14 protein-coding genes are annotated in these 12,649 nt (G+C 68.6%); 12 read left to right on the top strand and 2 right to left on the bottom strand.

Annotated features, from left to right (window positions below; genetic code table 11):
• Nucleotides 1-420: 420 nt before the first annotated feature.
• Nucleotides 421-1,443 carry a glucokinase family protein gene (locus tag Q7W82_RS17165; protein WP_242161154.1) on the top strand — a complete coding sequence of 341 codons (1,023 nt, stop codon included), beginning with the start codon at nt 421-423 and terminating at the stop codon, nt 1,441-1,443.
• A 475-nt stretch (nt 1,444-1,918) separates the two neighbouring features.
• Here the strand turns inward: Q7W82_RS17165 and Q7W82_RS17160 are convergent, their stop codons facing one another.
• Entirely contained in the window at nt 1,919-2,650 is a 732-nt protein-coding gene (locus Q7W82_RS17160) for a 16S rRNA (uracil(1498)-N(3))-methyltransferase (RefSeq protein ID WP_242161070.1), read from the bottom strand.
• Nucleotides 2,641-4,032 (bottom strand): adenosylmethionine--8-amino-7-oxononanoate transaminase, encoded by a 1,392-nt coding sequence (bioA, locus tag Q7W82_RS17155; protein ID WP_242161069.1) that lies wholly within the window; start codon nt 4,030-4,032, stop codon nt 2,641-2,643. Before bioA ends, Q7W82_RS17160 begins: the two co-directional genes overlap by 10 nt.
• Nucleotides 4,033-4,118: 86 nt before the next feature.
• On the opposite strand from bioA, the gene nudE reads away from it, so the two are divergent.
• The 11 genes from nudE (at nt 4,119) to Q7W82_RS17100 (ending at nt 12,520) form a co-directional block, all read left to right on the top strand.
• Complete coding sequence (gene nudE / locus Q7W82_RS17150; protein WP_202406913.1) at nt 4,119-4,661, top strand: ADP compounds hydrolase NudE; 543 nt, start codon at nt 4,119-4,121, stop codon at nt 4,659-4,661.
• Complete coding sequence (cysQ, locus tag Q7W82_RS17145; protein WP_242161068.1) at nt 4,658-5,458, top strand: 3'(2'),5'-bisphosphate nucleotidase CysQ; 801 nt, start codon at nt 4,658-4,660, stop codon at nt 5,456-5,458. The genes nudE and cysQ overlap by 4 nt, the downstream gene beginning before the upstream one ends.
• 129 nt (nt 5,459-5,587) lie before the next feature.
• Nucleotides 5,588-6,364 (top strand): nucleoside triphosphate pyrophosphohydrolase, encoded by a 777-nt coding sequence (gene mazG / locus Q7W82_RS17140; protein ID WP_242161153.1) that lies wholly within the window; start codon nt 5,588-5,590, stop codon nt 6,362-6,364.
• Nucleotides 6,361-6,684 (top strand): YnfA family protein, encoded by a 324-nt coding sequence (locus tag Q7W82_RS17135; protein WP_242161067.1) that lies wholly within the window; start codon nt 6,361-6,363, stop codon nt 6,682-6,684. Before mazG ends, Q7W82_RS17135 begins: the two co-directional genes overlap by 4 nt.
• 608 nt (nt 6,685-7,292) lie before the next feature.
• Nucleotides 7,293-7,595: a DUF962 domain-containing protein gene (locus tag Q7W82_RS17130; protein ID WP_242159484.1), complete on the top strand. Its 303-nt coding sequence runs from the start codon at nt 7,293-7,295 to the stop codon at nt 7,593-7,595.
• A gap of 67 nt (nt 7,596-7,662) precedes the next feature.
• Complete coding sequence (locus Q7W82_RS17125; protein WP_160946453.1) at nt 7,663-8,625, top strand: SPFH domain-containing protein; 963 nt, start codon at nt 7,663-7,665, stop codon at nt 8,623-8,625.
• A 3-nt stretch (nt 8,626-8,628) separates the two neighbouring features.
• On the top strand, nt 8,629-9,060 hold the full coding sequence (locus Q7W82_RS17120; RefSeq protein ID WP_242159483.1) for an NfeD family protein: 432 nt from the start codon (nt 8,629-8,631) through the stop codon (nt 9,058-9,060).
• Nucleotides 9,061-9,281: 221 nt separating this feature from the next.
• Nucleotides 9,282-10,388 (top strand): glycine cleavage system aminomethyltransferase GcvT, encoded by a 1,107-nt coding sequence (gene gcvT / locus Q7W82_RS17115; RefSeq protein WP_242159482.1) that lies wholly within the window; start codon nt 9,282-9,284, stop codon nt 10,386-10,388.
• Between the two features lie 94 nt (nt 10,389-10,482).
• A complete protein-coding gene (gcvH, locus tag Q7W82_RS17110) occupies nt 10,483-10,878 on the top strand; it encodes a glycine cleavage system protein GcvH (protein WP_017910465.1) in 396 nt (131 codons plus the stop codon).
• A 542-nt stretch (nt 10,879-11,420) separates the two neighbouring features.
• Complete coding sequence (locus Q7W82_RS17105) at nt 11,421-11,765, top strand: hypothetical protein (protein WP_242159481.1); 345 nt, start codon at nt 11,421-11,423, stop codon at nt 11,763-11,765.
• Between the two features lie 314 nt (nt 11,766-12,079).
• Nucleotides 12,080-12,520 carry a hypothetical protein gene (locus Q7W82_RS17100; protein WP_242159480.1) on the top strand — a complete coding sequence of 147 codons (441 nt, stop codon included), beginning with the start codon at nt 12,080-12,082 and terminating at the stop codon, nt 12,518-12,520.
• The last annotated feature ends 129 nt before the right edge of the window (nt 12,521-12,649 follow it).

Raw genomic sequence — 12,649 nt, 5'->3', positions numbered from 1 at the left:
GTTTCACGCGGTTTTGACGATTGCAAGCAAGGCTCGCCGCGGCATCTTTCTGCTGGCTTTCACAGGGTGTCCGCGGGCTGGTCTAGGTGCTTGTCTACAAAAGAAAACATGCCGGAAGCTGGTGGCGCCACCGTCGTTGTGGCCGACAGGCCCCGGCGCGGCGAGGTCTGCGGGCTTGCCCCGCATGTGGCAAAAATTTGTGCGATGCGGCGAAATTTTGCGACGGATGTTCACCCATGCAACGGGCAACGCGACCGACCCTCCGGAGCGCCAGGCGATCACCCACAAGAAAGCGACGTGGTGAAGACAAAACGACGAACCGGTGAATTTCACCTTGACAACGTTGTCAAGGTGGTCGGACACTCGATCGATCAATCGGCCGAATCGGCGCGCGCCTGCTCTGGCGCAACGGGAGAAGACGTGTCCGCAAGCAGTTCATCAGTGGCAGCGGCCGTGCCGCGCGCCGAGCCTTTCATTGCTGCCGATGTCGGCGGAACCCATGTCCGGATCGGCCTGGTCGCACGCGCTGCCGGCGCCGACTCTGCGCCGGCCGTCGATGTACTGGACTACCGCAAATACCGCTGCGCCGACTATCCCGGTCTGGCCGAGATCATTGGCGAATTCCTCGATCAGGTGCAGGGGCCGAAGCCGACCCGCGGCGTGATCGCCAGCGCCGGTTATGCACTCGAGGACGGGCGCGTCATCACCACCAATTTGCCGTGGACGCTGTCGCCGCCGGAGATTCGTGAACGCCTGGGACTGACGGCGCTGCCCCTGGTCAACGATTTCGAAGCGGTGGCGTATGCGGCGGCGTCGATGGACGCCAGCGAAGTGCTGCATCTGGCCGGGCCGCGCAAGGCGCAGCGTGGGCCGGCCTTGGTGATCGGCCCGGGCACCGGCCTCGGTGCCGCGGTGTGGATTCCGACCCACGGCGGCGCGGTGGTGCTGGCCACCGAGGCCGGCCATGCCGCGCTGCCGGTCGGCAACGATCTGGAACTGGCGTTGGCGCAGCGCTTGTTGCGCGACCGTTCCTATGTGCCGGTGGAGCATTTCCTGTCCGGCCCCGGTCTGCTCAATCTGTATCGCGTGCTGTGCGACCTGCGTGGTGCCACGCCCACGCATGCCGCGCCGAGCGACATCACCGCGGCGGCGCTGGCCGGCGACGATCCGCTCGCGCACGAGGCGCTGTCGGCGTTCTGCGGCCTGCTTGGCAGCGTGGTCGGCGACATGGCGCTGCTGTACGGCGTGCAGGGCGGCATCTACCTGGCCGGCGGCTTCCTGCCGCAGATCGGCGCGTTCCTGTCCGCGAGCAGTTTCGTCGAGCGCTACTTGAACAAGGGTGCGATGCGGCCGGCGCTGGAGCAGATCCCGGTGAAGCTGGTCGAACACGGCCAGCTTGGGGTGATCGGCGCGGCGAACTGGTTCCTGCAGCAGCGCGACTGAGGCGCTGGGTCCGGTCGCGCCGGCACAGGCCGCGTCCTGCGGTCGGCGTGCGTGCGAGTGCATCCCGCAGGCTTTGATCTCTAGTGCATGCCGGCGCTTGCGCTGCCGCATCGCGCCTACAGGGCGTGCCTGGCAGCAACGGGAAGTGTCCTGTAGGAGCGGCTTCAGCCGCGGCGGACTTCCTGGGAAGCCTGGTCGCGGCTGAAGCCGCTCCTACGTGTGTGCGCTGGCCGTGGTGATGAAAGGCGCCCGACGCATCGCCCCGCAGGGCAGGCTAGCTTCGGCATGAGCCGATGATTCGCCGTTCTTGACTGGGTGGGCTGCAGTCCAGGTGGGCGGCTGCGCCCGTGTCGCTACATATAAGAAGGAAGGACGCCGACGGAGGTCCGATGGCATCGCGTCGCGTCCGGTGGCACGCCAATGCCTGTGGCGCCTCCGGCGCGGCGTCGCCGCCTACATTGCGGCGTGCGCGAACTCACAAGTCGCCGTGATGCGCCTGCAGCGCCGCGATCGCGGCCAGGCCGGCGGTTTCGGTGCGCAGGATGCGCGGCCCCAGGCGCAGGCCGACGAAGCCGGCCGCCTCCAGCGTGGCGCGGTCGCGCGGCGACCAGCCGCCTTCCGGGCCGATCGCGATCGTTGCCGCGTCGCCGCTGATCTCCAGCGTGCGCAGGCGGTGTTCGCCCTGCGGGTCGAGGGTCAGCCGGCATGGGCTGTGCGCGGCGGCGCGCGCGGCGTCGGCCAGGGCCAGCGGCGCGCTCAGTTGCGGCACGCGCGCGCGACCGGACTGTTCGCAGGCCGCGATCACCACGCTGCGCCAGTGCGCCACGCGCTTGTCCACTCGCGCCGCGTCCAGCTTTACTTCGGTGCGCTCGGCCCACACCGGCACGATCGCGGCGACGCCGAGCTCGGTGGCCTTCTGCAGGATCAGGTCCATCTTCTCGCCGCGCGCGACGCCCTGCAGCAAGGTGATCGCCAGCGGCGACTCGTTGTCGGCCGGCCGCGCCGCACCGATGCGCACGCTGGCGTTGCGCTTGCCGGCCTGCAGCAGTTCGGCGTGGTAATCGCTGCCGTCGCCGTTGAACAGCACGCAGGGGTCGCCTTCGCGCAGCCGCAGCACGCGCAGCAGATGGTTGGCGACGTCCTCCGGCAGGCTCAGCTCGGCGCCGGCATGCAGCGGCAGGTCCACATGGCAGCGGGTCAGGCGCATGCCACCGCCTCGTCGATCGCCGCCAGCGTGGTCTCGGCCAGCAGCGCCAGCTGCGCGGCATCCACGCAGTAGGGCGGCATCCAGTACAGCACGTCGCCCAGCGGGCGCAGCACCACGCCGCGCGCCAGCGCGGCACGGTAGGCATGCAGGCCCACGCGCGCCGCCGCCGGGAAGGGCGTGCGCTTGTCGCCGTTACGGGTGAGTTCGAACGCCACCACCATGCCGGCTTGGCGCACGTCGGCCACGTGCGCATGCTCGGCGAATGGCGCCGACAGCGCACGCATGGTTTCGGCGGTGCTGCGGTTGCGCGCGATCACATCGTCCTCCTGCAGGATCCGCAGCGACGCCAGCGCCGCCGCGCAGGCCAGCGGGTTGCCGGTGTAGCTGTGCGAATGCAGGAAGGCGCGCTCGCGGCTGTCGTCGAGGAAGGCGTCATAGAGATGCTGGGTGGCCAGCACCGCCGACAGCGGCAGGAAGCCGCCGGTCAGGCCCTTGGACAGGCACAGCAGGTCCGGCATCACCCCGGCCTGCTCGCAGGCGAACAGGGTGCCGGTGCGGCCGAAGCCGGTGGCGATCTCGTCGGCGATCAGGAAGGCGCCGTTGGCGTCGCACAGTTCGCGCGCCCGGCGCAGATAGGCCGGGTCGTGCATGCGCATGCCACCGGCGCACTGCAGGCGCGGCTCCAGGATCACCGCGCAGATCTCGCCGGGATGGCGGTCGAACAGGTCGGCCAGCGCATCGGCGGCGGCATCGGCGCGTTCGCGCGCGCTCTGCCCGGGCGCGGCCTGGTAGGCGTCGGGCGAGGGCGCGAACAGCGCCTCGGCCAGCAGCGGCGCATACACCCGCCGGTACAGCGGGATGTCGCCGACCGCCAGTGCGCCGATGGTCTCGCCGTGGTAGCCGTTCTCCAGCGCGACGAAGCGGGTGCGCCCGGGTTCGCCGCGGTTCTGGAAATAATGGAAGGCCATCTTCAGCGCCACTTCCACGCCGGCCGAGCCGTTGTCGGCATAGAACACCTTGGCCAGCGGCGCGCGGCCCTCCTGGCGCGGCGCCAGTGCCAGCAACTGTTCGGCCAGCAGCACCGCCGGTTCGTGGCTGAAACCGGCCAGCATCACCTGTTCCAGCTGCGTGGCCTGGGCGGCGATGGCCGCGGCGATGCGCGGTTCGCCGTGGCCGAACAGGTTGGTCCACCAGCTGCTCACCGCATCCAGGTAGCGGCGGCCGCCGTGGTCGATCAGCCAGGCGCCTTCACCGCGTGTGATCGGGATCAGGGGCAGGGTGTCGGGGTGCTCGCGCATCTGCGTGCACGGGTGCCAGAGCACGGCCAGGTCGCGCTGGCGCCACGCGTCGGCCATCTGTGCTGCGGTCAGGTCTGATAGCATTTCGCGCTCATGAACAGGTTCTTCGCTCCGCGCATTCTATCGATCGACGCCGCCCGGCGCCGCAGGGTGCCGGCGTGACCCGTCCGTTGCCGGTCATCCATGCCGTGCGCGAGCGCAGCGAATCGGCCACCGAGCGCCGGGTCGAGGAACTGGACCTGGAGTTCAGCAACGGCGAACGCCGCGTGTTCCACCGGCTCAAGGCGCCGGGCCACGGCGCGGTGGTGGTGGTGCCGATGCTGGATGCGCAGACCGTGCTGCTGGTGCGCGAGTACGCCGCCGGCGTGCACCGCTACGAGCTAGGCCTGGTCAAGGGCCGTATCGACGCCGGCGAGACGCCGCTGCAGGCGGCCGACCGCGAGCTCAAGGAAGAGGCCGGTTATGGTGCGCGGCAACTGCGCGTGCTGCGCGCGATGACCCTGGCGCCGACCTACATGAGCCACCAGTCGTGGCTGGTGCTGGCGCAAGATCTCTATCCCGAACGACTAGCCGGCGACGAGCCGGAGGAATTGGAAGTGGTGCCCTGGAAACTGGCTGAACTGGATCAACTGATGTTGCGTGAGGATTTTTCCGAGGGGCGTTCGCTGGCGGCGCTGTTCATCGCCCGCGAGTGGCTGGGTCGCGCCGAATGATCCGTCTGACCAGTGATTTGCGCGAAACCGTGATCGCCATCGCCATCGATGCCGCCGCGGCGATCATGTCCGTCTACGCCACCGGCTTCGAGGTGGAGCACAAGGCCGATACCAGTCCGTTGACCCAGGCCGACCTGGCCGCGCACCAGATCATCGTCGAAGGCCTGGAACGGCTGACCCCGGACCTGCCCGTGCTGTCCGAGGAATCGGCACAGATTCCGTGGGAGGTGCGCCAGCACTGGACCACCTACTGGCTGGTCGACCCGCTCGACGGCACCCGCGAGTTCGTCAAGCGCAATGGCGAGTTCAGCGTCAACATCGCCCTCATCCACCAGGGCGCGCCGGTGTTCGGCGTGGTCCAGGCGCCGGTCGATGGCCGCGTCTGGCACGCGGTGCGCGGCGAGCAGGCGTACCGCCGCGAAGGCTTTCGCGATACCGCGTTGAACACCCGACGGCCGGCCACCGCGCCGCTGCGGGTGGCGGCGAGCCGCTCGCACCGCGACGCGCGCACCGACGCGCTGCTGCAGCGCATGGGCGAGATCGAACTGGTCGCGCAGGGCTCCTCGCTGAAGTTCTGCCGCATCGCCGACGGCGACCTGGACGTGTATCCGCGCTTCGGCCCGACCTCCGAGTGGGATACCGCCGCCGGGCAGTGCGTGCTGCAATCCGCCGGCGGTGCGCTGCTGGCCGCCGCGACCGGCAAGCCGTTCCGCTACAACCGCCGCGAATCGCTGCTCAATGGCGACTTCGTGGCGCTCGGCGATCCGGCGCAGCCCTGGCGCGACTGGCTGGGCTGAGCCGCACCGCACGCGCGCGCCGCATGGCGCGCGCTCTGCCACACTAGGGGGCAGGCGGCAGCGGTGCCGTCGCACCGGAACCCGCCCGTGACCCCAGCCCGCTACGACCTTCCCGCCCTGCTCGACATCATGGCGCGCCTGCGCGATCCCGCGCAGGGCTGCCCCTGGGACCTCGAGCAGGACTTCGCCAGCATCGCCGCCTACACGGTCGAAGAGGCCTACGAAGTGGCCGACGCGATCGACCGCCAGGACCTGGCCGGGCTGAAGGACGAACTCGGCGATCTGCTGCTGCAGGTGGTGTTCCATGCGCAGATGGCGCGCGAGCAGGGCGCGTTCGGCTTCGACGACGTGGTCGCGGCGATCTGCGACAAGATGGTGCGCCGCCACCCGCACGTGTTCGGCGACAGCCAGGTGGCCGATGCCCAGCAGCAGACGCTGAAGTGGGAAGAGATCAAGCGCGCCGAGCGTGCCGCCGCCGGCGAGCGCGACGGCTCGGCGCTGGCCGGCATCGCCCGTGGCCTGCCGGAATGGCAGCGCGCGCTGAAGCTGCAGTCGCGCGCGGCGCGGGTCGGCTTCGACTGGCCCGGCCCGGCGCCGGTGCTGGACAAGGTGCAGGAAGAACTGGAAGAAGTGCGCGCGGAACTGGCGCATGGCGCCGCGGCCGACCCGGCCCGCCTGCAGGACGAGATCGGCGACCTGCTGTTCGTCTGTGCCAACCTGGCGCGGCATGCCAAGGTCGACGTCGGCGCCGCGCTGCGCCATGCCAACCTCAAGTTCGAGCGCCGCTTCCGCGCCATGGAACGGCTGGCGCAGCAGGACGGCGGCGCGCTGGACGGTCTGGCCCTGGTGGAGCAGGAGGCGTACTGGCAGCGCGCCAAGGACGAAGAGCGCGCCGCGGCCGGATGAAGACGCTGCTGCTGTTCGTGCTGACCGCCGTCGCGGAAATCGTCGGCTGCTACCTTCCTTATCTCTGGCTGCGCGAACAACGCAGCGCCTGGCTGCTGGTGCCGGCCGCAGGCAGCCTGGCGGTCTTCGTCTGGCTGCTGACCCTGCACCCGGCCGCCAGCGGCCGCGTCTATGCGGCCTACGGCGGCGTCTATGTCGCTGTCGCCTTGCTGTGGCTATGGGCGGTGCAGGGCATGCGCCCCACGCGCTGGGACCTGCTCGGTGCCGGCCTGTGTCTGGCCGGCATGGCCGTGATCATGTTCGCGCCGCGGCAGGGTTGAGGCCGCTCCCGCAGGAGCTTGCGACGAACTCGGCGGATGCACAGTGGCAGGGACGTCAGTCCCGACGCATTGCGTCATCTGAAAGCGCGCCACGTTGCGCGTCGTGGCCGTATGACAGCTGAGCCCCCACAGGACTCGTCCCGGCGTGATGGGCGGTGCCTTGAGGCCGCGAGACATGGCTTCGTCGCACCGCGGCGGGGCTGAGGCAGCTCCCATAGGGACTTGCGGCGAACTCGGCCTGTGCACTGTGGGAGGGACTTCAGTCCCGACGCATTGCGTCATCGGAAGCGCGCCACGTTGCGCGTCGTGGCCGCATGACAGCTGAGCCCCGCAGGACTCGTCCCGGCGTGATGGGCGGTGCCTTGAGGCCGCGAGACATGGCCTCGTCGCACCGCGGCGGGGCTGAGGCAGCTCCCATAGGGACTTGCGGCGAACTCGGCCTGTGCACTGTGGGAGGGACTTCAGTCCCGATGCATTGCGTCATAGGAAAGCACGCCACGTTGCGTGTTTTGGCCGGATGACACCTGCGCGTCGCGTCCGTGCGCAGTGCGCCACGCCCGCGCGCACGCGTATGCTGGTGTCCTGCGTCGCCTCGGGAGGGCCATCGCATGCGCCGCTTCGCCAGTTTCCGCGAGTTCTATCCGTTCTATCTGAGCGAGCACCGCCATCCGCTGTCGCGTCGGCTGCATTTCGTCGGCAGTGTCGGCGTACTGGCGAGCGTGTTGCTGGCGCTGTGCACCGGCCAGCCGCGCTGGTTGTGGGCGGCGCCGCTGTGCGGCTACGGCTGTGCCTGGATCGGCCATTTCGTGTTCGAGAAGAACCGGCCGGCGACCTTCAAACACCCGCTGTACTCGCTGGCCGGCGACTGGGTGATGTTCAAGGACATGCTGCTGGGCCGCATCCGCTGGTGACCGGCATGTGCGCGTGCGCTGGCTATACTGCGGATTCGATTCCTTTTCTGGTTAATGGAGCAACCTGATGCCGTCCACTTTTTTCTTCGCGGTGGTGCTGCTGGCCGCCGGCGTGATCATTCTGTTCAAGACCGTGCGCATGGTGCCGCAGGGATTCCAGTGGACGGTGGAGCGCTTCGGCCGCTACACCCACACCCTGTCGCCCGGCCTGCATTTCCTGATTCCGGTGGTGTACGGGGTAGGCCGCAAGGTCAACATGATGGAGCAGGTGCTGGACGTGCCCAGCCAGGACGTCATTACCAAGGACAACGCGGTGGTGCGCGTGGACGGGGTGGTGTTCTTCCAGGTGCTGGATGCGGCCAAGGCTGCCTATGAAGTGTCCAATCTGGAGATCGCCACCATCGCCCTGGTACAGACCAACATCCGTACCGTGATCGGCTCGATGGACCTGGACGAATCGCTGAGCCAGCGCGAGACCATCAACGCGCAGCTGTTGAACGTGGTCGACCATGCCACCAATCCGTGGGGCATCAAGGTCACCCGCATCGAGATCCGCGACATCCAGCCGCCGCGCGACCTGGTCGATGCGATGGCCCGGCAGATGAAGGCCGAGCGCGAGAAGCGCGCGCAGATCCTCGAGGCGGAGGGTTCGCGGCAGTCGGAGATCCTGCGCGCCGATGGCGAGAAGCAGGCCGCGGTGCTGGAGGCCGAAGGCCGCAAGGAGGCCGCGTTCCGCGACGCCGAGGCGCGCGAGCGCCTGGCCGAGGCCGAAGCGCGGGCGACGGCGATGGTGTCCAAGGCCATCGCCGAAGGCGACGTGCAGGCGATCAACTACTTCATCGCGCAGAAGTACGTGGAGGCGTTCAAGGAGCTGGCCACCGCGCCGAACCAGAAGTTCGTGCTGATGCCGATGGAGTCCAGCGGCATCATCGGCTCGATCGCCGGCATCGCCGAACTGGCGCGCGAGGCGCTGAACAAGCAGGCCACCCCGCCGGCAGTGCCGCGCGTGCCGCCGCGCAGCGGAGTCTGAGCCATGCGCATTGAGGTAGTGGCCTGGGGTGCCCTGACCTTGTTGCTGTTCGCTGCCGAGTCGCTCGCGCCGGGCGCCTTCATGCTGTGGATGGGCTTTGCCGCGGCGGCGGTGTTCCTCGCGGTGCTGGTGCTGCCGGACATCTCCCTGCTGCTGCAGGTCGGCGCGTTCGTGGTGCTGAGTTTCGTCTCGATCCAGGTGTACCGCACCTGGTTCCGCAACCGCGGCCGGACCAGCGACCAGCCGCTGCTCAACCGCCGTGCCGAGCAACTGATCGGCCGCGTGGTGACCCTGGACCAGCCGATCCACGGCGGCCGCGGCCGCGCCAAGGTCGACGACGCCTTCTGGGTCGTCGGCGGCCCCGACCTGCCGGCCGGCAGCACCGTGCGCATCGTCGGCGTGGACGGGATGACGCTGCTGGTCCAGGCGGCTTGAAAGCGGGGATTGGGGATTCGGGATTGGGGATTCGTAGGAGCGGCTTCAGCCGCGACCTGAGACCGGTGACGGGTCGCGGCTGAAGCCGCTCCTACGGCGCTGCGCGATCAAGCGCCAACGTTCCGGCTCAAGGCGGCCGCTCCTGCGAATCCCCAATCCCGACTCCCCAATCCTGGCTCACAGCCAGCGATAATGGGGGACTTTTCTCACGGACCCGCGCCATGACCCAGAAGACCATCCTCAACGACAGCCACCGCGCCCTCGGCGCCAAGATGGTCGACTTCGGCGGCTGGGACATGCCGATCCACTACGGCTCGCAGATCGACGAGCACCACCAGGTGCGCCGCGACGCCGGCATGTTCGACGTCAGCCACATGACCGTGGTCGATCTGCACGGCGAGCAGGTCCGCGCGTTCCTGCGCCACCTGCTGGCCAATTCGGTGGACAAGCTGAAGGTGCCGGGCAAGGCGCTGTACACCTGCATGCTCAACCCGCAGGGCGGGGTGATCGACGATCTGATCGTCTATTACATGTCCGATGCGTTCTTCCGCCTGGTGGTCAACGCCGCCACCCGCGCCAAGGACCTGGCCTGGATCGGCGAGCAGGCGCAGGCGTTCGGCGTGCAAGTGCGCGAGCGCGACGACTTCGCGATGATCGCGGTGCAGGGGCCGAACGCGCGCGCCAAGGCGATCGGCCTGCTGCGCGAGCAGGACCGTGCCGCCGCCCAGAAGCTCGGCCGTTTCGCCGCGCTCGAGGCGACCTCGGTCGACGGCGTGCCGCTGTTCGTCGCGCGCACCGGCTACACCGGCGAGGACGGCTTCGAGATCGTGCTGCCGCAGCAGCAGGCGCCGGCGTTCTGGGAGGCGTTGATCGGCGCCGGGGTCAAGCCGGCCGGCCTGGGCGCGCGCGACACGCTGCGCCTGGAGGCGGGCATGAACCTGTACGGCCAGGACATGGACGACAGCGTGTCGCCCTACGAGGCCGCGCTGGCCTGGACCGTAACCCTCGACGAGGGCCGCGACTTCATCGGCCGCGCCGTGCTCGAGGCGCAGAAGGCCGGCGGCGCGCCGCGGCAGATGATCGGCCTGGTGATGGACGAGAAGGGCGTGCTGCGCCACGGGCAGAAGGTGCTGACCGCGAACGGCGACGGCGAGATCCTGTCCGGCACCTTCTCGCCGACGCTGGGCAAGGCGATCGCCTTCGCGCGGGTGCCGGCCGGCGAGCCGGGCGCGGTGCGCGTGGACATCCGCGGCAAGGAGGTACCGGTGCGCGTGGTCAAGTTCCCGTTCGTGCGCGAAGGCCAGGTCCAGCCCGGCGTGCTCGGCTGAGTCCCGTCCGCCGCGCGCGCGACTTCTTCCCCACGCGCGCGGTTCGCTACACTAGCCTCCCATCCTCGATACCGTCTTCTTCCGGAGCAGCCCCATGAGCGAGATCCCTGGCGACCTCAAATTCCTCAAGTCCCACGAGTGGGCCCGCGTCGAGGGCAACGGTCGCGTGACCATCGGCATCTCCGACCACGCCCAGGGCCTGCTCGGCGACCTGGTCTACGTCGAGCTGCCGAACGTCGGCGATCACGTCGAAGCCGGCAACGGCGTGGCCGTGGTCGAGTCGGTCAAGGCCGCCTCGGACGTGTACAGCCCGCTGAGCGGCAAGGTGGTCGAGGTCAACACCGCGCTGAGCGACAAGCCGGAAACGATCAACGAAGACGCCTACGGCGAAGGCTGGATCCTGGTGCTGGAAGCGGACGATGCCGAGCAGTTGAACGAGCTGCTGTCGCCGGACGAGTACGCCGAACTGCTCGAGGACGACGGCCACTGAGCCGACCACCCGTCGCGACACCCGAACCGGCCGCCTCATGCGGCCGGTTTCTTTTTGGGCGGCGCGCAGCGGCCACGTCGTCCGCATCGGTGTCGCCCTCCTCGGCATGGCCGTCGCGGCAACCCGTGGCGCTGGCGTCGCGGCGTGCGCGATGCGAAGACGGCGTGAGGTTGTGGACGGGCTGCACCGCGAGTGCAGCGCGGTTGCCGCGCGTGGCCGCGTCCGCTGCATGCGACCCGCGCGCCGCGCGGCGCCGGTTTTCCGACGCGGCACGGTGTGGATCAGGGGGGAACAGGCAGCGGCGACGTGGAGTGCGTCTCGCATGTCGTCGCTGCGCGCAGGCGAGGTGCACGCCGGCGCCAGTCGGCGACCTGGGCGATCGGTGTCGCTCGACGCACCCGCGCGAAGGTGTCTGCGATGGCATGGCGTGGAGGTGGGCGAGGGTGGTCGCCTGCGTTGTGGCATGGCGGCGACGTGCGTGCAGGTCGCGTCGCAGTGGCGCGACGCGCCACGTCTCTGCGGCGCCTCGCGCGACGCATCGCGTGCGTCGCGACCGGCGCACGACGCAAAAAAGTTTGCGCACTTTTGCGCATTTGCACTTGTGCGATGCCGGAACCGCACGCGGTCGCGAAATTTTTTTTCAGCTAGCGGACAGCCTGGCGTCTACTCCCGCGATTGCTGCCGACGCGTCGTCGCGCCCCGTCCGCAATGCGATGGCGGCGTCGTGTCGTTACAGAAAACACGGAAATTTCCCTGCTTTTTTTGCACGCGCCGTTTTCCTTGTGGTGCCGGCATCGGCGATCGGTGGCGTCGGCAAGGCGGCTGGCGCGGCATGCGGCGGTCGCGGCGCGCGCGCCAGCGAAAAAAAAATTGCGCGGAAGTGTTGACAGTAAAAAAAACCGTGATTAGGTTTCGCCCAGCAGACGTTGCTGCGCAAGCGAGTGAATCGGATCGACATCAAAACGCGAAGCACAACTTGGACATCCGCCAGGAACCCGAAGATGGTGGGGTTGGAGTCGCTTCCCTCCGAGAAACGCAACGTCTCCCCTGGCATCGCACCCGTATCGACATCCGGTACGGGTGTTTCTGTATCCGATCCGGCCCGCAGCGCGCGCCGGCGGTTCCCGCAGGCGGAGCATCGCCGCGAGGTTGCTTTAACTGGGCATTTTCAATCCATAGTTCACTGACGAGGAGCCATCCCATGGCCACGAAAAAAGCTGCGAAAAAGCCGGCCGCTAAGAAGGCGGTCAAGAAGACTGCCGCCAAGAAGCCGGCAGCGAAGAAGGTTTCGGTAAAGAAGGCGGTCAAGAAGGTCGCCAAGAAGGTGGCCAAGAAGGTCGCCAAGGTGAAGAAGGCGGTCAAGAAGGCCGTTGCCAAGAAGGCAGTGAAGAAGACGGCGAAGAAGGCCGCCACCAAGAAGACCGCGAGGAAGGCCGTCGCCAAGAAGGCGGTGAAGAAGACCGCGAAGAAGGCTGCGACCAAGAAGACCGCGGCGAAGAAGACGGTGAAGAAGTCGGCTGCCAAGAAGCCGGCCGCGAAGAAGGCCACCGCCAAGAAGACCGTGGCGAAGAAGAAGCCGGCCGCTCGCAAGAAGAAGGCCGCTCCGGTCGCGCTGCCGGCCACGCCCGCGCCGCTGATCTGATCCATCCCGATCGCTGTTCCTAGACTCTCTCCCCGGTGCCCAGCGGGGAGGGAGTTTTTTATTTGCGGCGTCCTGCCGTGCGCGATTGCATCGCGCTTCTCTGCCCGACGTTGCCGGCGGCGTCCGCCT

Source organism: Xanthomonas indica (assembly GCF_040529045.1).
Taxonomy (GTDB): Bacteria; Pseudomonadota; Gammaproteobacteria; order Xanthomonadales; family Xanthomonadaceae; genus Xanthomonas_A; species Xanthomonas_A indica.
This window is presented reverse-complemented; position numbering and strand designations above follow the sequence as displayed.

Excerpts from the sequence above, each read along its gene's own strand:
- Q7W82_RS17160 (WP_242161070.1), bottom strand. The coding sequence starts at position 2,650 with ATGCGCCTGACCCGCTGCCATGTGGACCTGCCGCTGCATGCCGGCGCC.
- bioA (WP_242161069.1), bottom strand. The coding sequence starts at position 4,032 with ATGCTATCAGACCTGACCGCAGCACAGATGGCCGACGCGTGGCGCCAG.
- cysQ (WP_242161068.1), top strand. The coding sequence starts at position 4,658 with ATGATCCGTCTGACCAGTGATTTGCGCGAAACCGTGATCGCCATCGCC.
- mazG (WP_242161153.1), top strand. The coding sequence starts at position 5,588 with ATGGCGCGCCTGCGCGATCCCGCGCAGGGCTGCCCCTGGGACCTCGAG.
- Q7W82_RS17135 (WP_242161067.1), top strand. The coding sequence starts at position 6,361 with ATGAAGACGCTGCTGCTGTTCGTGCTGACCGCCGTCGCGGAAATCGTC.
- Q7W82_RS17130 (WP_242159484.1), top strand. The coding sequence starts at position 7,293 with ATGCGCCGCTTCGCCAGTTTCCGCGAGTTCTATCCGTTCTATCTGAGC.
- Q7W82_RS17125 (WP_160946453.1), top strand. The coding sequence starts at position 7,663 with ATGCCGTCCACTTTTTTCTTCGCGGTGGTGCTGCTGGCCGCCGGCGTG.
- Q7W82_RS17120 (WP_242159483.1), top strand. The coding sequence starts at position 8,629 with ATGCGCATTGAGGTAGTGGCCTGGGGTGCCCTGACCTTGTTGCTGTTC.
- gcvT (WP_242159482.1), top strand. The coding sequence starts at position 9,282 with ATGACCCAGAAGACCATCCTCAACGACAGCCACCGCGCCCTCGGCGCC.
- gcvH (WP_017910465.1), top strand. The coding sequence starts at position 10,483 with ATGAGCGAGATCCCTGGCGACCTCAAATTCCTCAAGTCCCACGAGTGG.
- Q7W82_RS17100 (WP_242159480.1), top strand. The coding sequence starts at position 12,080 with ATGGCCACGAAAAAAGCTGCGAAAAAGCCGGCCGCTAAGAAGGCGGTC.